Consider the following 18312-nt stretch of genomic DNA (forward strand, 5'->3'; position numbering starts at 1 on the left):
CCCGAGTACATAGCTGGCAGCTGTGCAATAGCAGTTTCCCGATCTGGCGCGGGCCAAACAAGTTCGGCGCGCCGCGTGCCCGCGGTTTTTTGCGGGCCTACCGCGCCGCCCCGTACAGACGCAGGGCCCGCGCCGCCGCCGTGGCCACTTTCCCGTCCAGGTTGGTGGTCGGCGGACTGCCCCGCACCTGGATCGCGTTCGAGAGCAGCAGCACGTAGGTGTCCGAGCCCGGGTCCATCCACAGCGAGGTCCCGGTGAACCCCGTGTGGCCGAAGCTGCCGACGGGGAACACCAGCCCGCGCGGGACGGAATAACCGGTGTCGATGTCCCAGCCGAGGCCGCGCAGGTTCTGTCCCCGGACCGCCGGATAGCGCGCGGCGGCAGAGCGCAGCGCGTCGTTGGCCGCTTCGAGTTGTCCGGGGGCGTGCCCGGGTTGTTCGGGGCTGGTCATCAGCTCCAGCGTCGCCCGCTTCAGCGGGAAGGTGCTCGGGCGGCCCGCGAGCCGATCGAGCAGGGCCTGGGCATAGACGCTGACATCGTGCGCCGTCGAGAACACACCGGCATGCCCGGCCACGCCGCCCATGCGGCGTGCGGTCGGATCGTCCACGGCGCCCCGCAGCAGGCGACCGTAGTCGGGATTCCTGCCGGGATCGGCGGCGCTCTCCTCGTCGCGAGCCGTGGGTGCGATGCGCGGCAGCAGGCTGGTGCGCCACGCCCCGGCGGGGCAGGCGGCCGGCGCACGGCCCGCCGGCGCGGACCAGGTCACCGCAGCTCCGCTGAGCGTGTGCGGGCCACATGCCTTGGCCGTCGGGAGGTAGCGGCTGTCCTTCATGCCGAGCGGCGCGAACACGTGCTGCTGGACATAGACGTCCTCCGCGTCGCCGGTCACCTGCTCGATCAGCGCACCGAGCAGGACGAAGTTGATGTCGGAGTAGCGGAAACCCGCGCCGGGAACCGACTGCAGCGGCGTGGTGAGCGCGCGACGAATGCCTTCGGTCTTGTCGGGGCGATCCAGCCCCCACGGATCGGCGAGATCGACGTCGCCCGGTTCGCCTGAGGTGTGCGTGAGCAACGTACGAACCGTCACCTTCGCGCGCTGCGGGTCGTTCGCCGGGTTGAAGCCGGGCAGATACGCCTGCAGGGGATCGTCGAGCCGAACCCTGCCCTGTTCGTAGAGCTGCATGACGACGGTCGCGGTCGCAAGGCACTTCGTCAACGACGACATGTCGAAGACGGTGTCCTCGGTCATCGGCTCCGCGGGTGCGGGCGACCCGTCCAGCCCCGGCTCCCCGGCAAGCTTGCGCTCGCCGTACGCCCGGTGGAAGACGACCGTGCCGCCATGCCCGATCGCCGCCACGGCCCCCGGCAGCTCACCCGCCGCCACCGCCTCGTTCAGCAGCGTGGACACGGCGGCGAACCGGGCCCCGGCGGCCGCGTCCAGCGGCCCGAAAGGCACCGGCGGAGCGGGGGCGGGCGCCGCGGCCGGCACGGCGGTTGTCACCCGCGCGCCGTCGCCCGGGGCCGGATGCGTGGTGAGGCGGCGCGAGGAGACCGCGACGAGCGCCAGCAAGACGGTTGCGATGGCGACGGCCTTGCGCATCGACATAGCGCAAGGGTAGATCGGTCTGATGAGGATTCGTCCCCGTTGACGCCCTGCAGGGGGTGGGTGGCCGTACTGGCGGCGGTGACGGCGGCTGGTTTCGTGCTGGCGCAGTGCGCCGGGGCGCCGCCGCCTCCTGCGGCCACACCGCCGCCGCCCGCGGCGCCGCCGCCGTCGGCACCGGCCGGGCCGACGGTCGCCCCGGTCACCGCCGCCGAGCTGGGGGCGAGCTGGCGGCCGGGTTGCCCGGTCGTGCCGGAGCGGCTGCGCCGGGTCGTCGTCGACCACATAGGTTTCGACGGCCGGACCCACCGCGGCGAGCTGATCGTGCACGAAGACCTGGTGCCGCAGGTGATCACCATTTTCGAGCGGCTGTACCGGCTGGGCTTTCCGATCGAGAAAATCCGCACAGCCGAGCACTATCCGGCCGCCGACGACGAGTTGTCCATGGCCGACGACAACACGTCGGCGTTCAACTGCCGGGGCATCCCCGGGAGCAGCCGCTGGTCCCCGCACGCCTACGGCCGCGCCATCGACGTCAATCCCTTGGTCAACCCGTGCCTGTACGCCCACGGCACATTCCAACCGCGCAACGCGGTGCTCTACCTCAACCGCGGCCGCACCGACCCGGGACTTTTGCACCGCGGCGACCCGGCGGTACGGGTCTTCACCGATCGCGGCTGGCGATGGGGTGGGGACTGGACGGTTCCCGTGGACTACCAACACTTCGAGCAGACGCCGGGATGACCTGGAAGGATGGCACGCCATGTCGCGCTCATTCGACGGTTTGACCGAGGAGCCCGGCCGCGTCGAGCGGATCAGGCGGGTGCGCAGACCCCTGATCGCGCCGCTGCTCGCGGTCAGCGCGGCCACGATGTGCCCGACGGCCCCGCCGGCGGGCGCCGCCGGTGACGGGGAGTGCAGCGTCATCCTGCCGGCGGCGGATCGGCTCGAGCAGGAGTTCAATTTGGTATCTCCTTCCGGTACACCGTCGTACGTGGCGAGCCAGATCCGCAACGCGCTGGCTCCGCTGCACGGCCTGCGCAGTGCGGCGGCGGTGGACCTGCGGCTTCGGTCGGACATGCTGGCGTCTCAGATCGACGGGAGCGACCCCTACCGACCGGCCAGCCCGCAACGACTCGCCGGCGATCTCGCCGAGGCGAGAGAGAACTTGGCCGCGGCGCGCGACTACTGCGCGCCGTAAGGGCCGGTCGCTACGTCCCCGGGCGCCACTTCCGGACCGACAGGCGCTCGGCGCCGGGCCAGATGGCCATGGCGGCCGGGGATGCGCAGAAGGCGTCCTCGGCCTGGTGGGCGGTCATGTCGACGGCGTGCAGGCCGTCCTCCTGGTGGGCGCGGCAGTGACGGTCAGCACCCGGTGCGTGTCGGGGTCGACCTGCTCGGCCTCGATGGTCAGGACCACGACCAGCGTGTAACCGGCCCCGGTCGGCAGGTAGAAGGTGAGGTCCCGGCTGTCCAGGCCGCCGCCGTTGGTGACCAGGTACCCGTCTCCGCTGGGGTAGACGGCCTGCCCGACCATCTGGGTGCGTTCGAAGTGGAGACGGTCACCCGGCGCCCGCCACACCGAGAACCGGGTGTTCGCGCCGCCGTTGAACAAGTGCTGGGCGATCGGGATGATCAGCTCTTCGCGGCCGTCCTCGTCGATGTCCTGCAAGCCGACGCCGCCCGGGCTCGAGGGCTCCAGAAGCTCGTCGATGGTCTGCACCGTTTCACCCGCCGGGCCGGTCACGGTCACCTTCACCGCCCTGGGCCGCGGCAGCTCGGGCACGTTGAAGTAGGTGACCGCGAAATTCAAAGCGCCGGATTGCATTTGGCAATCCGAATGCGGAGACGTGGCTTTCGGGCTGATCACCGCGGTCCGCTGCGGGCACGGCGGCAGCGTGGTATCGGCGGCCGCGGTGGGGCACGTCAGGCACCCGGTCACCGCGATGGCCACCAGCGTGACGGCCGGCGCCGACAGCCGCTTCATCGCCGCGCACCTAGCGCTTCGGCGCCGGCTTGAGCGGCGCGGGAGGAGCCTCGGGCGGCGGCAGCTGCTCCTCGACGGGCGGGTGGGAACCGGTCTTGGGACCGATGTCGGAAACCTGCCACCCGTTGCCCGCCCTGCTGACGGTCACCTGCAGCAGGATGATCGACACCTTGGGCGTCGGGTTCTGCAGGTTGCGGGTGGTCTGGTGGGCCGAGACCACCACCTGATAGACCCCGCCGGGCTGGGCGACCGGGTCGGTGGCCAGCACCTCACCGGTGGAGGTGACCTGCGCCTGCAACATGATGCTCTTCAGCACGTCGGTGGCGTTGACGTATTTGTCCTTGAGTTGCTGCGACACACCGTCTTCGACCGAGCGGAAGAAGGCGTCGGGGTCTTCGAAGCTGTAGGCCAGCGACTTCAGCGCGTAATCCTTGGCCAGCTGCGCCGCGGCCTCGCGGTCGGCCTGTTGCCGGCGCAGCTGCGCGAGCTCGCCGCTCACGTCGCGATATTTCAGGAACCCGAAGACGGCGCCGGCGAGCACCGCCGCCGCCGCAACGGCGGCGGCCCATCGCCACGGCCGCCGCGGCCAAAGCCGCCGCCCGGCGGTCTCGGTCCGCTCGGCCTCCTCGGCGTCCACGGCGTTCTCGGCGTTCTCGGGGGCCTCGGGCTCGGTCTCCGTCGTTGTTTCGTCGTCGCTGGTCGTTGACTTGGCCATCTCAGTTCTTTCTGTGCTCGATTACTGGTGCCATTCGGGCACGTTGAGTTGCACCCGCACGCCGCCGGTGTCGTTGAAGGTCGATTCCCAGAAGTCCAGCCAGTGCCCGGCGTCCACTTTGATGTCGCGCAGCGGCGCGACCGCGGGGAGCAGGACGGGGGCGAAGGTGCTCAACGGGCCGGCCAGCATGTCGACGTATTCGCTGATCTTGGAGATCAGGATCCCGCCCGCATCGTCGGGGCCCATCACGCCCAGCCCGCTGTGCGACAGGGTTTCGATTTCATGGATCAGCCGCAGGAACGCCGGCACCGAGTTCGGCAGCAACTGGCCGGTCGTGCTGATCACCTCGGCAGCGTGGACCTCACCCAAATCGGTGGTCAGCGTGGAGATGTTGCTGAACAGCGTGGCCATCAGTTGCTTGTCGTCGCGGACCACCTTGGCGGCCAGGCCGGCGGTGGTGGCCAGGGAATCGAGGGTGTCGTCGTTGCCGGCGAACGCCGCCGAGATGCTACCGGTGACGGTGTGCACGCTGTCGGGGTCGAGGGCGGAGATCAGGGCATTGGCCTTGGTCAGCAGGTCGCTTCCGGTGACCGTCGGCGCGACCCGGTCCGCGGGGATCACCGCCCCGTCGGAAAAGTACGGCGGCGCAATCAGCTTCGGCTTGAAGTCGATGTATTGTTCGCCTGCCGCGGAGAGATTTTCCACGCTGATCGCGCTGTTGGCGGGCACCGGGTGCGCGCGATCGAGGTCGATCGAGACGGCCAGCCCCGTCGTCGTGGTGCGGATGCCGGTCACCCGGCCGATCTTGATGCCCCGCATGGTCACCTCGGACGTTGGGAGCAGGCCGCCGGACGTGTTGAGCAGCAGGGTGAGTCGGGTGTCCTGCTTGGTCGGGTCCATCTCGAGCACGCCGACCGCCATGTACACCGCGCCCAGCAGCGTCATCACCGTCAGGATGACCAGCGTGATCCGGGCATTGAACTTCACGGCAGCAACCCCATCGTCCGCATCGCCGAGACCGCCTGGTCGGCCTTGTCGGCGGGGTCCACACCCTCATGCCCGGTCGGTGGATGAAGTCCGGAGATGGTGTATTTCGGGCCCCCGTGGCGGAAGAACGGGATGAGCTTGGTGCGGATCAAGGCCATCATCTTGTCGGCGAGCACCGGAATGGTGGTGTCGACGGTGGCCACGGTGCCCACCCACGGCGTGAGGTAGGAGAGCATCTCCATCCAGTCGCCGGCGACCGGGTTGATGACCTGCCCGCCCAGTTCGTCGATGCCTTTGGAGTCCGCGACGAGCCGCACGATGGCGAGCGTGATCGCCGACAGGCCTTCGAGCTTCGCCGGGCCCTCGGCGACCAGCCGGTTGAACACATCGGTGTTGCCCGACAGGTTCGTGCTGATGTTCTCCATGCTCGACAGGATCCCGTTGATGGTGTCCTGGTTGGCCGCAAGGTCGTTCAGCACTCCGGCGATGGTGTGCTGGATCCGGGTCAGCGCGGCGGGATCCCGCGGGAAGGCTTTGTTGAAGTTGACCACGGTATCGCGCAACGTGCCGATCGCCCCGCCCGCCACCAGGTTCGACACCGACCGCAGGACGTCCTCGACGTTGGTGGCAGGTTCGGTGTTGCGCAACGGGATGGTGCCGCCGTCGCGCAACACCCCCGCCGACGGTTTGGCGGCCGGCAGCAGCGCGATGTAGATGTCGCCGAGTGGGGTCGCCTGGCGCAGTTCGGCGCGGGTGTTGTCGGGAAGCGTGGTGTCGCCGGACATCTCGACGTAGGCGACCGCCTTGCTGCCGTCGAGTGCGACGTGGTCGAGCACGCCGATCTGGATACCGCCGGAGTCCACCTTGGCCCGCGCGGGCAGGTTGAGCACACTGGAGAACTCGATCTTGATTCGATAGGCGTGGTGGGGGGTGTAGGCGCCCGGGACCGGCAGCCGGGTCGGGTCCAGCGAGCAGGCCGCCGTGGACACGATGGCCAGCACGGCCAGCAGCAGGCAGGCAACACGCGCCGATCGCCGGGTCATGACAGCGCGGCCCCCAGGATGAGATCGGTCAGCCCGAGAGTGACCGGATCCGACGGGGTGTCCGACGCGCACGCCGCGGCGGCCCCGGGGGTGTGACGCTTGCGCAGCACGTCGCAGATGGCCCCGGCCTGCGTCGGCGAAATCGCCACCTGCGGTGGGATGTAGGTGACGTTGTGGGTGCCCCACGCCGGCTCGTAGATGTCGGACAACCAGTGGCTGAACTGCGGCCACGACTTGATGGTGCCCAGGATGGCCGGGGTGTAGCGGTTCAGCACGTCGCGCACCCACGGGATCAGCTTGTCGGTGATTCTCTGATAGAGCCGCGGCGCCCACCGGTTCATGGCCTCCACCAGGATCGGCAGCAGGTGCGAAATGTGGCTCAGCGCCGCGGAGAAATTGTCCGACAGGCCCTCGATCAGTTCGGTGGTGGCGGGCAGCGTTGCGACCACCGAGGCGAAGGTGTCCCAGTGCTTGAGAAAGCCCGACGTGAAGATCTCGCTGTTCTCGAACAGCTGCCGGTACTCGGCGTCGGCCTTGTAGGGATCGGCAAGCATGGTGACCAGATTGCGCAGCGTCTGGTTGAGGCCTGGTCCGGTGCCGTCCAGCGAGCGGCCGGCCGCGCGCAAGCTGTCGTTGATGGCCTGCACGCCCGGGGCGCGGGACGGGTCCTGGCCGGGCTGGGGGCCCAGAATGTCGTCGGCGAGCTTGCCGATGGCCGAGAAGGTTTCGCTGACACTGATCGGGGTTCTGGTGTACGCCAGCCCGATACAGCCCGGCCCGGTGAACTTCGGCCCCGACGTGTAGGGCTTGGTCAGTTCGAGATGCCGGTCGGTGACGATCGATTGCGAGTAGGTGACCGCTCCGACGTCGGCCGGCAAGTCGAGGTCGGCGGGCACGGTGAAGTCGACCTCGACGTGGTCGGGCTTGTTGACGATCGCGGTCGTCGCGCCGACGTCGATGCCCAGCAGCGCGACCTTGTTGCCCGGGTACAGGCCCACCGCGTCGGTCAATTCGGCACACATCGCCCGGGTTTTGGCGGGCAGGACGGCCTGGGCGCCAAAGAACGCCGCCGCCGTGATCCCGGCGACGAGAACCACCGCTGCCGCGATACCCAGCGGGGAGCGCAACCGCGAGCCGACAGCCGAAATCCAGGGCATCTCAACAGTTCCTCATGATGTTGGGCAGGCACAGGTCCTGCCCGGGGACCAGCCGGTTGTGTTCGTCGAAGACGACCCCGTTCCCGCTGAGCATCGGCATCACGACGCCCAGCGCCTGCCCCAGGCCCTCGGCCGCCAGGCCAAGCCGGTCGGGATGGGCCTGCAGCGTGTCGATGATGTCGTTGAGCCCGTTGACGATCGGCGCGACCTCCCGGCCGTAGAACACCGTAACGCGGTCCAAGATCCTCGACAATTCCTTGAACAGGGTGAAGAACTCGACGATGTCGACCGCCTTCGCCGTGTACGTCTTGCCGATGATGTCGATCTGCTCGAACAGCGTGACGAGTTGCCTGCGCCCGGCGACCATGGCATGCAGCCCATTGTTGGTGAAATCCAGGCTGCGGTGGAACTCGGCGGTCGTCTTGCTCAACGACGTGGTCAACGCGTTGGCCGACTGGATCAAGTCGCGCAACGCGTTGGGATACTTGTCGGCCGCACTGGCCACCTCGCTGAAGGTGTCGTGGATGACCTGGCCGTTGACTTCCTTGATCATCGGGGTCGCCGCCTGGAGGATGTCGTTGACCTCGAACGGCAAGGTGACGCGCTGCGGCGGGATGACGTTGTGGCCCAGCGGTATACCGCCCTTGGGGTCGAGCGCCACGTAGTGGCCGCCCAGTGGGGTCAGCAGCTTGACGTCCAGGGTGGACTGCGAGCCGACCTGCACCGAACGCTTGACGTCGAACTTCATCTCGACGACGGCGCCCGCGAGCCCGATGCTGGTGACCTTGCCGACCGGGATGCCGGCGACGCGGACCTGGTCGCCGACGCGCACACCGGCGGCGTTGGGCAGGTCCGCGGTGTAGGACGACTGATCGGTCGGATTCAGATAGGCCATCGCGGTGGCGGCCAACACCGCGGCGATGACGACCAAGCCGATGATGCCGTGGCGGCGGCTGCGGGTCGCGGCGGCACGCTCGTCGAGAGCAACGCGCCGACGCCCCATGCTGCTGCCCCACCTCACCGGCACACCACCAGGTTCTGCTGCGCGAACGACACCTGCCCGATCCCCGGCAGCGTCATCTCGCCGTGCGAGCAGGAAAACGTCGGTGTGGCGGGCTTGTCGTCGACCAGTGAGTCCCGTATCCCTTGGATCAGCGACGGCACCAGCGACAGCCCCGCGATGATCGTCGGCGTCTGCGGCCACATCCGGCTGGTCAGGTCGTAGAGCGGAGTCGTCGTCCCGTCGAAGATCCGCTCGATGTACTGCAGCTGATGGGCGCTGGTCCGCAGGACGGGCAGCCCGGTCTCGAGCGCATCGCGGAACTCCTCGGCCTTGGAACCGAACTTTGTCAGCACGTCGTTGAGGGTGGCGATCAGGTGAAACAGTTGCTGGGACTTGCCACCCAGGTCCCGCGAGATCGAACTGAGATTGCGGATCACGGCGACGATCACCGCCTGGCGGTCCACGGCCACTTTGGAGATGACGTCGAGGTCGTGCAGGAACGGGCCGACGCCGGATTCGTCGCCCTGGATCAGCCGCAGCAGGTTCTCGCCGAGCAGGTTGAACTGGGCGGGGTCAAGGGTTTGGAATATCGGCCGAAACCCGTTGAACAGTTTCGCCACGTCGAACGACGGAATCGTCTGTTCCAGGGGAAGGAGACTCCCCGCCGGCAACCGTGGCGCCGGCTTGGCCGGCTGGACGAGCTCGACGTAGCGCTGACCGAGCAGGGTCTGGTAGCGCACCGCGGCGACGGTGTTGGCGAACACCGGGTGATCGTCTTGCGCGGTGAAGTCCACCTTGGCGATGCGCCCGTCGAGCCGGATGGTCTCCACCTTGCCGACCTGCACCCCGGAGATGCGCACGTCGTCGCCGGCGTAGAGCCCCGACACATCGGAGAACGCCGCGGTGTAGCGGGAGACCACGCCGGTGACCGGACTGCGCAGGGCGGTCAGCACGATCAGCGCGCACACCACGGCGACCGCGGTGAAGACGGTCAGCCACACCACCGATTTGGTGACGCTTCTCATCGGCCAGCCCCCTGCGGCGCCGGCGCGGGCGGACCCGGTGGCGCGCTCGGCCCGAGGGCCGCCGGCAGCCCCGGCATCGTGTCCAGGGCGACCTCGATCTGCATGCGCACCTTGCCGTCGATGACCGGGAACGCCGCACTGGTGCGGTCCAGCAGACCCGAGAGCCGGTCATACACCGGCGCGAAGCTGGCCTGCATGTAGGAGTACGGCTTCAACACGTCGGTCAGCGAGGCGACCATGGGCGCGATCCATGACACGTTCTTGGCGAAGACGTTGTCGGCTTTGAAGAGCAGCTGCGCCGTCTGGTCCAGGATCGCGTTCATGCGCGCGACCCCGTCGGGGTGCGCCAGAAACTCCATCCCGTTGAGCAGGTCGTAGGCCAGCTTGATCAGCGGGATGGCGTCGCTGGCCCCGTTGACCACCGAGGCGAACACCGAAAGCGACTGCGAGAAAGGCACTTTCTGGGCGTCGACGAGCATCTTGGCCAGGTCGAAGAAGGCCCGGGCCACCGGCTCGGTCAGGTCGGCGTGGCGACGTACGACTTCGATGATGTGATCGACGTCCGGGGAATCGATGATCTGGCCGAGCTTTTGGCCCTGGCGCAGCAGCCCGGTGATGGAGGCCGAAGGCACGTCGGCCCCGATCAACAGCGTCTGGTTCGGCCGCAACCGGGGGCCGGTGCCGCTGCTGAGCAGTTCGACCGCCGCGAGGCCGAAGGTGTTCGAGGATATGAACCTGGCCGTGGTGTCGGCGGCCAGGACGCGCGCCTGCCCCGGCTCGAGTTCCACCGTCATCTTCTGCCTGTTGTATCCGAACGATTCCAGCGTCTTGACCGATCCGATCGTCAGGCCGCGGAACTTCACCTCCGCGCCCGGCGTCAGCCCCTCCCCGATCGCGTCGGCAACCACGGTCAGCTTGAACGCGTCGGCATAGCCGCCGGTCCCCATTTGGTACAGCGCGATGCCCGCGATGCCCAGTACCGCCGCGGCGATCAGTCCCCGGATCCGCAACGAGCGCGAACTGGGCGCCCGCACCCCCTGATCTGGAAAGATGGGCATGCCCTACCCCGATATCCGAACACCGGGGCTGTTGCCCCAGAACAACAGCGTCAGCACCATGTCGGCGGCGACCACCGTGACGATGCTGGCCCGGATGGCCCGGCCCGAAGCCCGTCCGACCCCCTCGGGGCCCCCGGCGGCGTAGTAGCCCTGGTAGCCGTGGATCGCGATCACCAGCGTCACGAAGGTGGCCGCCTTGAGCAGCGAGAACACCACGTCGGACGGCTGGATGAACGAGTCGAAATAGTGGTAGTAGGTGCCCGACGACTGTCCGTGCAGCACGTTGACCACCAGCACGCACGACATGTAGCTCAATGCCAGCGTCACCACGTAGAGCGGAACGATGGTGATCATCCCGGCGATCACCCGCGTCGTGACCACGAACGGAATCGACTGGATGCCAAGCGCTTCCAGCGCGTCGATCTCCTCGGAGATCCGCATCGCGCCGATCTCGGCGGTCATGCGGCACCCGGCCTGGGCCGCGAAGCCGATCCCGGCGATCATCGGCGCCATCTCCCGGGTGTTCGCGTAGGCGGAGACGAAACCGGTCAGCGGGCCCATCCCGACCATGTCGAGGGCCCCGTAGCCCTCGATCCCGACCGAACCACCGACCGCCGCGCCCATGAACACCAGCACACCGATGGTGCCGCCGCCGACGATGAGCGACCCGTTGCCCCAGATCATGTCGACCAACAGCACCCCGGTCTGATGCCGGTAGCGCTTCAGCGTGTGCGGGATCGCGCCGAGCACCTCGGCAAGGAACGTGAGCTGGTGGCCCAGGCGCTGGACGAGCGAGTCGCCCCGGCCGGCGACCCACCACGTGGCGCGCGCGGCCGTGAGCAGGCCGAGCGGTAGGTGTCGTGACGGAGCCGCCATCAGCCCAGTCTCAGCGGCATGGACATCGAAAGCCCCTGGGTGATGACCAGGTTGAGGCCGAACACCGCGACCACGCCGATGACGACCGAGGCGTTGACGGCGTCGGCCACACCGCGCGCACCGCCCTTGGCCTCCAGGCCCCGCTGGCAGGCCACCAGGATCACGACCACCCCGAACAACCAGGTCTTGAGCACCGCGACGCCGACATCGCCGACGCTGGCGAAGGAAGCGAACGACGCGATATAGCTGCCCGGGGTGCCGGACTGGAAGCCGACATTGATCGCGTAGCCCGCCGCCAGCCCCATGAAGACGATGAACGAGCACAGCACCGGCGCCACGAGCACGATCGCCGCCAGCCGGGGGGCGACCAACCGGCGCACCGGGTCGACGCCCATGACCCGCAGCGCGTCGACCTCCTCGCGAATGGTGCGAGCGCCGAGATCGGTGGCCACCGCCGAACCGGCCGCACCGCCCAGCAACAGCGCGGCCACGATGGGCGCACCCTGCCGGATCACCCCGAGGCCGCCGGCCGCACCCGAGATCGACGAAGCGCCAACCTGCTGGATGAAGTTGCCCACCTGCACCGCCACGATGACGCCGAACGGTACCGACACCAGCAGCGCGGGGATCGCCGTGATGCTGATCATGAACCAGGCCTGGTTGACGGTGTCCCGCCACGGGTGGCGCAGCCGGATCGCGTCCACGATCAGGTAGAAGAAGGACTGCGCGGCCAGGTCGAAGAAGCGGCCCAGCGTCTGCAACGAGGAATCGAGCTGGTTGCGGCCGGACCGCAGCGGTTTGCCCAATCCGGCGAGGACCTGGTGGCCGATCGACCCGTCCGCGTCGGCCCGGCGATCTTCTCGCGCGCCGGGCGTCCTCGCCGCAGCATCGGAGTGTTCGCCGTTGGTGGTGATGCCCGCGTCGACATCGAGGTCGGGTAGGCCGTTGCCTACTGATTGACTCGCTGGTCGAGCCGCCGTCGCGTCATGGACCCCTGCGGTCAACGGCAGGTACCTCCTTAAATTGCTGTCACGGCGTCCCACCCCGGCAGATGTGCGAGCCTGCTAGTCGTGTGTCCAACAGCGGTACCCAGTTGCGTTTTACCAGCGGGCCGGGCCTCTGTCCGGGGAAAGGATTTAGTGTGACGTACGCCACACTACCGTGGCGCGGCGTCGGCCGCTCGGGTGCCCGCCGGGTCCGGATCTGCGGTCAGCGCGGCCGACCCATGCAGTCGGGCATCCGCGCCGAACGGGTCGCGGGCCGCCGGCGAGATCGGCGGAGCTATCCGTTTGCCTGGTCGCCGCGGAGTGGGACGTCGAACAGTCCAAGGTCCAGTGTCCGGGCGACCTGCGCCACGGCGGCTTGGGCGCGCACACTGTTGCCCACCTCGTCCAGTGGCGGCGAGAACGCGGCAATCGCCAGTTGACCGGGCGCCACGGCAACCAGCCCACCTCCCACACCGCTCTTAGCGGGCAATCCCACGGTGTAGGCCCAGTCGCCCGAACGCGTGTAGATGCCTTCCATCGTCATCGCCGCGAGCACGTACCGGACGTTGCCGTGTGCGACGACCCGCTTGCCGGTGAGCGGATTGAGCCCACCGTTGGCCAGTGTCGCGCCCATGACCGCCAGGTCCACGGTCGTGACCAGCGTCGAACACTGCCGGGTGTAGACGTCGCAGGCTTCCATCGGGTCGCAGTAGATGGAGCCGCCGTCGCGCAGCAGCCAGGCGATTGCGCGGTTGTGGAAGTTGGTGTCCTGCTCGGAGGCGTTGATCTCGTCGCTGACCGAGATCTGACGGCCCGCGAAATCGCTTTGCACTTGCAGGATCTGACGCCAGCGGTCCTCGGCGTCGGCGGCCTTCACCAGGCTGGTCGTCGCTATCGCGCCGGCGTTGACCAGCGGCGACATCGGCTTGTCGTTGTGCTGTTCCAGCGCCGCCACCGAGTTGAAGGCGCGGCCGCTGGCGTTGGCGCCGACCCGGTGGAGAACCTCCTGGGGGCCGCGCTGTTCGATCACCAGGGCGAGCGTGAACACCTTGGAGATCGATTCCAGCGCGAATTCGTAGCGTGCGTCGCCCGCGGCGAATATCTGCCCGCCGACCGTCACCACGCACACGCCGAGCAGATCCGGGTCCACCTTCGCCAGGACCGGGATGTAACTGGCGTTCTCGCCGCCGTGCTTGTCCTTCTGGCTGTCGTGCGCGTCGACAACCGCCTCCTCGATCCGATCGGCTGGCGTGGCGATAAGAGTCATCGGTTCAATTCTCTTCGGCGGCAGCATGGCCGGCGGCGGCGGTGGTGACGACGCGGTGGATGAAGCCGAGCTTGTCGACCACACGCGGCGGCAGCGAGAACGGGTACAGGTCGTCGCGGCCCATCGAGTGGTTGACCCGGTTCAGAACCCCCGACAACGGTATCCAGTCCCCCACGATGTCGGCAATCGTGGCGTCGGCATAGGACTCCCTTGCGTCGATGTCCGCCCTCAGGTCCCACTTGACCCTGTCGGCCTGCAGCACCAGCCCCGAATCCGCGATCGTGGCAAGGGTTCCCGTGATGTGCAGATAGTGCGCGAAGCTTTCGGCGAAATCCTCCCAGGGATGCGCGGTCGCGTATTCCGAGATGTAGCCCGACTGCCAGTCGGCCGGGACGACGCCGCTGTAGTGGCGCTGCAGGGCAGCCTCGTAGTCCTCGCGCTCATCGCCGAACAAGGCCCTCGCCTCCTCGGCCAGGGGCGTGTTCGCGACGAGGATCATCTCGTAGTAGTGGCCGACTTCGTGACGGAAATGACCCAGCATCGTGCGGTAAGGCTCTTTGAAGTGGATGCGGAGTCGCTCTCGGTACAGTTCCAGCGACTCGGCCAGGTCGATGGTGATCACCCCGTCGGCATGCCCGATCGTCACGGGGCCGCCCGACGATTCGCTCGACAACAGGTCGAACGCCAGCCCGTCGTCGGCCTGGTGGTACGGCCGGATCGGCAGTCCCAGCTCGATCAACTCGAAGATCAACCGCCGCAACGTCTTCAATGTGTCGTCGAGTTCGGCCAGCGCCTTGGTGTCGTCGGCCGCGGGTTCCCGACGAACGAAACCGTCGGCAAAGCACCGCTCCGACCCGGAGTCACAGGCGGCGAGCCAGTTGCACCCGCGCCTCCAGTGCGCACACTGTGTCCACCGACGGTCGTCGACGACCACCGGGGCCCGCCCCGAGAGGGCCAGCATCCGGCGCGACGGGTAGTGATAGCCGACCGCCGCCCCGCACGTCGGGCAGCCCTGCGCCTCGAAACCGACCGCCTGCCCGCACTTCGGGCATCCGAACGCACGCACGGTTCAAAGCTTGGTGGTGCCGTCCGAGCGGACAGGGGGTCGGGGCTTCGAGCCCCTCGCGTCGTTGCTCATCTGCCCTCCAAGTCCGTACTCGCTAACCAGCGAGCGTAGGCCAGCCGGGGCCCGGCCACGCCGATCGGCCCTGCTTCGGCTCGCCCGCAAATCCGCGAAAACATCCATGCCGTGCGGCGTGGCGAGCGCCGCCGGGTCGTCGCTGTCACTACCCTGAGGGCGACAAACGGTGGGGGGCACCGCGGAAAGGACACACCCCGTGAACCCCTACAGCACGACCACGAAACGGGTCCTCCCGGCGCTCGGCCTGGCCGCCTTCGCCGCCCTGTGCGTGAGCGCAGCGATTGCCCAGGCCGACACCGCCAGCATCAACACCGCCAGCGTCAAGTTCCAGCCGACGACGATGAACAACGTTCCGAGTCTACGCGTCACCGTCACCGACACCAGCGGGAACGGGAACCCCGGCACGTACGGGTCCTGTACTTTCAATGCCACGCCCACGCTGGGGACCATGGACGTCCTCCAGGGCATCGGCACTCCGATGGCGCCGCTCAACCAGACATTCGAACTGCCCCAGGGTGGTCAGCAGGTGCTGAACTTCGCACCCGAGCTGCCGACGGGCACGCTGTGGAACGTCACGGTCAGCTGCACCGACCCCGTCCAAAGCCAGACCGCGACCGTCTACAACGCACCGATGCCGTTTTGACCACCGCACTTGCGTTGCCGTACATCGTTGCGCTGCGGTGGGACCGGTCGGCGGCTACGGGCAGTAGGTCGATTCCGCGGCACTGACGATGCCGGTGGCGTCGGCGAACGCGATGCCTACCGAAGAGAGCTCGGGGCGGATTTCCTGCGCAATCTCATCCGGCGTCGCACCGGCCTTGCGGTCGACGCAGATCGCGTGCCCGAGTGCCACCAGGTCGTTGTCGCCGCCCGGCGCCACACGATCCCAAGCCGGTGCAGCTTTGCGAGATACGTGCTGTCGTTGCTGTCGGCAAGAGCGATCGCCATGCCTGAGGTCAGGGCAGCGCCGACCATCACAGGGATGGCCAGTGCAATCAGCCGGCGAGGTAGGAACATTGGGCACCCTTTCTGAGCCGAGGCGCGCGCAAAGCCGAGGATGTCGACGGTCGATCGGTCGTCGCGGAACCGTGCGGGACGTGGAACTGAGACAATCGCGTTGTGCCCACCGAGCCCCCGCATCGACCACCGGCCGCGCCGGAACCACCGCGGGTGCGCGTCACCCCCGAGGACCTGGACAGGTTCGGCGACGAGGATCAGGTGCGCGCGGCGTGGGACGAGGACCGGCTCCGCGACGAACAACCGCCGCATCACCGCTGACCCACCGGCGCAAGACACAGCCGTTTGGAACGTCGCGGCCGCGCCGCCCTGGTCGTGCCGATCGCCGACCAGGGCCAATAGGTCGATTCCGCGGCATTCATTCATCTCGGATGCGCACACAGGCCCTGGACGATCCGACCAAGACTAATGTCCGAGACGATGTAATTCGACGGAGTCATGGCGTTGCTATGGGACTACATCCGCCCGACCATATTCACGGGGCCGACTTTCAGCACTCCGGCCCTCCCATTTTGAGGACGTCCTCGTGTGCGATGCGGAAATACTTCTCGACGCGACCAGCAACCCACTTAAGCTTTTGCACAGTGGTCGGGAAATCAGCCGGCAGCTTGTCCTTTATAATTTCTTCACGAGAAATCCCGTGTTTTATAGCCAACATGACAACGTATTGCCACTTCCCGGAGACATCGGTGGGACCGAAAACGTTGGGTGCGGCGAGCGGTGCGATCATGCAATTGATCGAAGCTTCGCGGGTGGACTGACAAATTTGTATCTTGCAATCCTTCGAACGGAAGTACACGACAGAACTTCCGGGCCCACCCTCAGGCACGTCACCGTCGTACTCGTCCAGCCAGAAGCCGAGTCCGCTCAATAACGGCTCAACTATCGACTGCACTTCAGCTAAAAATTCGACGGTCATTGCCGTCCGTCCGTAACACCCACCCACGAGTTCCCGACTTGCCGATAACCATATGCCTCTGCATTACTCTTCAGGAACCCTATCTCCATGACCGAGAAGGAATCCGGATCGACGACCAGGACATCTTCAACAGACGCAAATTTGGCTCTATTGACATGAATGTGGGTGGCCCCTGGTGTGGTATGGGAGTTCGAGGGTGACCGGTCCGCAAGCCAGGAGGATGAGAGCGAGGGCAGCTTGAGCGCTGTGGAAGCCGTAGGCACGGCGCACGAGGAGACGCACCTTGGTGTTGAGCCCTTCGTGGCGTCCGTTCGACAGGTTCCTCTCGATGGCGGCGTTGATGCCGGCGCGGTGTTTGCGGATGGTGCGCCCGGCCTTGACGAACTCCGGGATGCGGCTGCGTTGGGCTCGCGAGCACCAACGATCCAGCAGTTCGGCGACGGTGGCGGCGTCGAGGTCGCCGGCGAAGACCTCGCGCAACGCTTCTTTGAGTTGATAGGCGCGCCAAAGGATCCCGCCGCTGCGTTTCATTTCCCGCAGGGTTTCGGCTTGGGTGTCGGTGAGGTCGGCGGGGTTCTTCAGCAGCGCCCAGCGCGCACCCTTGAACGTGCGAGCGATGCGCTGATCGGGCAGCGTGCGGGCGGCCTGCCACACCTGGCGGCGCACCGCATCGAGCGCGTCGGTGACGAGCTTGACAACGTGGAACGGGTCGACGCAGATCACCGCCGCCGGCACCCGCTGGCGCACCGCTTTGGCGTAGGCGGGTCCCATGTCCATCGACACCGCTTCGATGGACGCACCTTCGTCGGGCAGTTCATCGAAGAAGGCGTCCAAGGTGTCGCTGTCCTTGCCGGGTTTGCCCCACACGATGGTGCCGCTGTCGTGGTCGGAGACCAGCGTCAAATACCGGTGGTGTTTGCACCAGGAGATCTCGTCAACGCCGATGTCGACCAGCCCGCACAGCCGGTTGGGGTCGAGCACGTCGGGGGCGAGGCGTTCGCAGATTGCGCCTACGGTGCGCCAGGCCACCCTGGCGAAGGTACTGACGGTGGTTTTGTCGGTCTTGGTGACCAGCCAGGCCACCAGGTCCTCGAAGTCGCGGGTGTGGCGGGAGCCGGGGCGGGCGAACGGCACCGCTTCGGCCAGCACACCATGTGTCGGGCAGCGCAGCCGCCTGCGCCGCAACAGGATCCGGCATATCCGCCCGGCGGTGTCCAGATGCCGCCACGACGATTCCACCTCCCGGGTGTCATAGCGATGCCGGGTCGTAAACGAGCAGTGCGGGCAGCCAAGCCGGCGCCGGCGCAAGCTAACCGTGACGCGCAGCTCACCACCGTGCACAGCGGCCGCGCCGACGCGCACGCCAGGCAGATCGAGCAGGGAATTGAGTAGGGTTGATGCGCGCACGGACGGCTCCAGGATCGATCGGAGTTAAGGCCATCGAACCTAGATCACCGTCCGTGCGCCCCGCTCACCATCCCCGCCGCCATACCACACGCTCCCTGATCCACATGAACGTCAGGAGAGC

Annotated in this window: 20 protein-coding genes; 4 read left to right on the forward strand and 16 right to left on the reverse strand. The window is 67.5% G+C overall.

The genetic code is table 11. From position 1 onward, the window contains the following. Positions 1-97: 97 nt before the first annotated feature. Complete coding sequence (locus AB8998_RS22190) at positions 98-1606, reverse strand: serine hydrolase domain-containing protein (protein ID WP_369739767.1); 1509 nt, start codon at positions 1604-1606, stop codon at positions 98-100. Between the two features lie 60 nt (positions 1607-1666). Here AB8998_RS22190 and AB8998_RS22195 point away from each other — a divergent pair, with 60 nt between their 5' ends. Next, positions 1667-2347, forward strand: coding sequence for a M15 family metallopeptidase (locus AB8998_RS22195; RefSeq protein ID WP_369739768.1), 681 nt, complete (start codon positions 1667-1669; stop codon positions 2345-2347). Between the two features lie 19 nt (positions 2348-2366). Next, positions 2367-2804 (forward strand): hypothetical protein, encoded by a 438-nt coding sequence (locus tag AB8998_RS22200; RefSeq protein WP_369739769.1) that lies wholly within the window; start codon positions 2367-2369, stop codon positions 2802-2804. A gap of 114 nt (positions 2805-2918) precedes the next feature. Here AB8998_RS22200 and AB8998_RS22205 read toward each other — a convergent pair whose 3' ends face one another. The 12 genes from AB8998_RS22205 to AB8998_RS22260 form a co-directional block, all read right to left on the reverse strand. After that, complete coding sequence (locus tag AB8998_RS22205) at positions 2919-3590, reverse strand: hypothetical protein (protein WP_369739770.1); 672 nt, start codon at positions 3588-3590, stop codon at positions 2919-2921. 10 nt (positions 3591-3600) lie between these two features. Continuing rightward, on the reverse strand, positions 3601-4305 hold the full coding sequence (locus AB8998_RS22210; protein ID WP_369739771.1) for a hypothetical protein: 705 nt from the start codon (positions 4303-4305) through the stop codon (positions 3601-3603). Positions 4306-4326: 21 nt separating this feature from the next. Continuing rightward, positions 4327-5292: an MlaD family protein gene (locus AB8998_RS22215; protein WP_369739772.1), complete on the reverse strand. Its 966-nt coding sequence runs from the start codon at positions 5290-5292 to the stop codon at positions 4327-4329. Beyond that, a complete protein-coding gene (locus AB8998_RS22220) occupies positions 5289-6335 on the reverse strand; it encodes an MlaD family protein (protein ID WP_369739773.1) in 1047 nt (348 codons plus the stop codon). The genes AB8998_RS22215 and AB8998_RS22220 overlap by 4 nt, the downstream gene beginning before the upstream one ends. Then, complete coding sequence (locus AB8998_RS22225) at positions 6332-7492, reverse strand: MlaD family protein (RefSeq protein ID WP_369739774.1); 1161 nt, start codon at positions 7490-7492, stop codon at positions 6332-6334. Before AB8998_RS22225 ends, AB8998_RS22220 begins: the two co-directional genes overlap by 4 nt. Position 7493: 1 nt before the next feature. After that, positions 7494-8495 (reverse strand): MlaD family protein, encoded by a 1002-nt coding sequence (locus AB8998_RS22230; RefSeq protein WP_369739775.1) that lies wholly within the window; start codon positions 8493-8495, stop codon positions 7494-7496. Positions 8496-8509: 14 nt separating this feature from the next. Then, entirely contained in the window at positions 8510-9520 is a 1011-nt protein-coding gene (locus tag AB8998_RS22235) for an MlaD family protein (RefSeq protein ID WP_369739776.1), read from the reverse strand. Beyond that, the gene (locus tag AB8998_RS22240; protein ID WP_369739777.1) at positions 9517-10578 is read right to left on the reverse strand and encodes an MlaD family protein; all 1062 of its coding nucleotides are present in this window, start codon (positions 10576-10578) and stop codon (positions 9517-9519) included. Before AB8998_RS22240 ends, AB8998_RS22235 begins: the two co-directional genes overlap by 4 nt. Before the next feature lie 3 nt (positions 10579-10581). Beyond that, positions 10582-11454: an MlaE family ABC transporter permease gene (locus AB8998_RS22245; protein WP_369739778.1), complete on the reverse strand. Its 873-nt coding sequence runs from the start codon at positions 11452-11454 to the stop codon at positions 10582-10584. After that, positions 11454-12458 carry an MlaE family ABC transporter permease gene (locus AB8998_RS22250; RefSeq protein ID WP_369739779.1) on the reverse strand — a complete coding sequence of 335 codons (1005 nt, stop codon included), beginning with the start codon at positions 12456-12458 and terminating at the stop codon, positions 11454-11456. The genes AB8998_RS22245 and AB8998_RS22250 overlap by 1 nt, the downstream gene beginning before the upstream one ends. A 277-nt stretch (positions 12459-12735) precedes the next feature. Then, positions 12736-13707 (reverse strand): glutaminase A, encoded by a 972-nt coding sequence (gene glsA, locus AB8998_RS22255; protein ID WP_369739780.1) that lies wholly within the window; start codon positions 13705-13707, stop codon positions 12736-12738. A 4-nt stretch (positions 13708-13711) separates the two neighbouring features. Further along, on the reverse strand, positions 13712-14773 hold the full coding sequence (locus AB8998_RS22260) for a zinc-binding metallopeptidase family protein (protein ID WP_369739781.1): 1062 nt from the start codon (positions 14771-14773) through the stop codon (positions 13712-13714). A 271-nt stretch (positions 14774-15044) separates the two neighbouring features. Here AB8998_RS22260 and AB8998_RS22265 point away from each other — a divergent pair, with 271 nt between their 5' ends. Further along, positions 15045-15491 (forward strand): hypothetical protein, encoded by a 447-nt coding sequence (locus AB8998_RS22265; protein WP_369739782.1) that lies wholly within the window; start codon positions 15045-15047, stop codon positions 15489-15491. A gap of 54 nt (positions 15492-15545) precedes the next feature. Here the strand turns inward: AB8998_RS22265 and AB8998_RS22270 are convergent, their stop codons facing one another. Then, positions 15546-15728 (reverse strand): DUF732 domain-containing protein, encoded by a 183-nt coding sequence (locus AB8998_RS22270; protein WP_369739783.1) that lies wholly within the window; start codon positions 15726-15728, stop codon positions 15546-15548. A 239-nt stretch (positions 15729-15967) separates the two neighbouring features. Between AB8998_RS22270 and AB8998_RS22275 the strand changes: the two genes are divergently transcribed. Beyond that, the gene (locus AB8998_RS22275; RefSeq protein WP_369739785.1) at positions 15968-16126 is read left to right on the forward strand and encodes a hypothetical protein; all 159 of its coding nucleotides are present in this window, start codon (positions 15968-15970) and stop codon (positions 16124-16126) included. 229 nt (positions 16127-16355) lie between these two features. Here the strand turns inward: AB8998_RS22275 and AB8998_RS22280 are convergent, their stop codons facing one another. Together AB8998_RS22280 and AB8998_RS22285 are read right to left on the reverse strand one after the other, a co-directional pair. After that, positions 16356-16784, reverse strand: coding sequence for a hypothetical protein (locus AB8998_RS22280; protein WP_369739786.1), 429 nt, complete (start codon positions 16782-16784; stop codon positions 16356-16358). Between the two features lie 147 nt (positions 16785-16931). Continuing rightward, the gene (locus tag AB8998_RS22285) at positions 16932-18191 is read right to left on the reverse strand and encodes an ISL3 family transposase (protein ID WP_369739788.1); all 1260 of its coding nucleotides are present in this window, start codon (positions 18189-18191) and stop codon (positions 16932-16934) included. Positions 18192-18312 lie beyond the last annotated feature (121 nt).

Source organism: Mycobacterium sp. HUMS_12744610 (assembly GCF_041206865.1).
GTDB classification, from domain to species: domain Bacteria; phylum Actinomycetota; class Actinomycetes; order Mycobacteriales; family Mycobacteriaceae; genus Mycobacterium; species Mycobacterium servetii.

Coding starts and splice junctions, on each gene's coding strand:
- glsA (WP_369739780.1), bottom strand. CDS start 13,707: ATGACTCTTATCGCCACGCCAGCCGATCGGATCGAGGAGGCGGTTGTC.
- AB8998_RS22240 (WP_369739777.1), bottom strand. CDS start 10,578: ATGCCCATCTTTCCAGATCAGGGGGTGCGGGCGCCCAGTTCGCGCTCG.
- AB8998_RS22210 (WP_369739771.1), bottom strand. CDS start 4,305: ATGGCCAAGTCAACGACCAGCGACGACGAAACAACGACGGAGACCGAG.
- AB8998_RS22230 (WP_369739775.1), bottom strand. CDS start 8,495: ATGGGGCGTCGGCGCGTTGCTCTCGACGAGCGTGCCGCCGCGACCCGC.
- AB8998_RS22200 (WP_369739769.1), top strand. CDS start 2,367: ATGTCGCGCTCATTCGACGGTTTGACCGAGGAGCCCGGCCGCGTCGAG.
- AB8998_RS22235 (WP_369739776.1), bottom strand. CDS start 9,520: ATGAGAAGCGTCACCAAATCGGTGGTGTGGCTGACCGTCTTCACCGCG.
- AB8998_RS22190 (WP_369739767.1), bottom strand. CDS start 1,606: ATGTCGATGCGCAAGGCCGTCGCCATCGCAACCGTCTTGCTGGCGCTC.
- AB8998_RS22280 (WP_369739786.1), bottom strand. CDS start 16,784: ATGACCGTCGAATTTTTAGCTGAAGTGCAGTCGATAGTTGAGCCGTTA.
- AB8998_RS22205 (WP_369739770.1), bottom strand. CDS start 3,590: ATGAAGCGGCTGTCGGCGCCGGCCGTCACGCTGGTGGCCATCGCGGTG.
- AB8998_RS22225 (WP_369739774.1), bottom strand. CDS start 7,492: ATGCCCTGGATTTCGGCTGTCGGCTCGCGGTTGCGCTCCCCGCTGGGT.
- AB8998_RS22220 (WP_369739773.1), bottom strand. CDS start 6,335: ATGACCCGGCGATCGGCGCGTGTTGCCTGCCTGCTGCTGGCCGTGCTG.
- AB8998_RS22245 (WP_369739778.1), bottom strand. CDS start 11,454: ATGGCGGCTCCGTCACGACACCTACCGCTCGGCCTGCTCACGGCCGCG.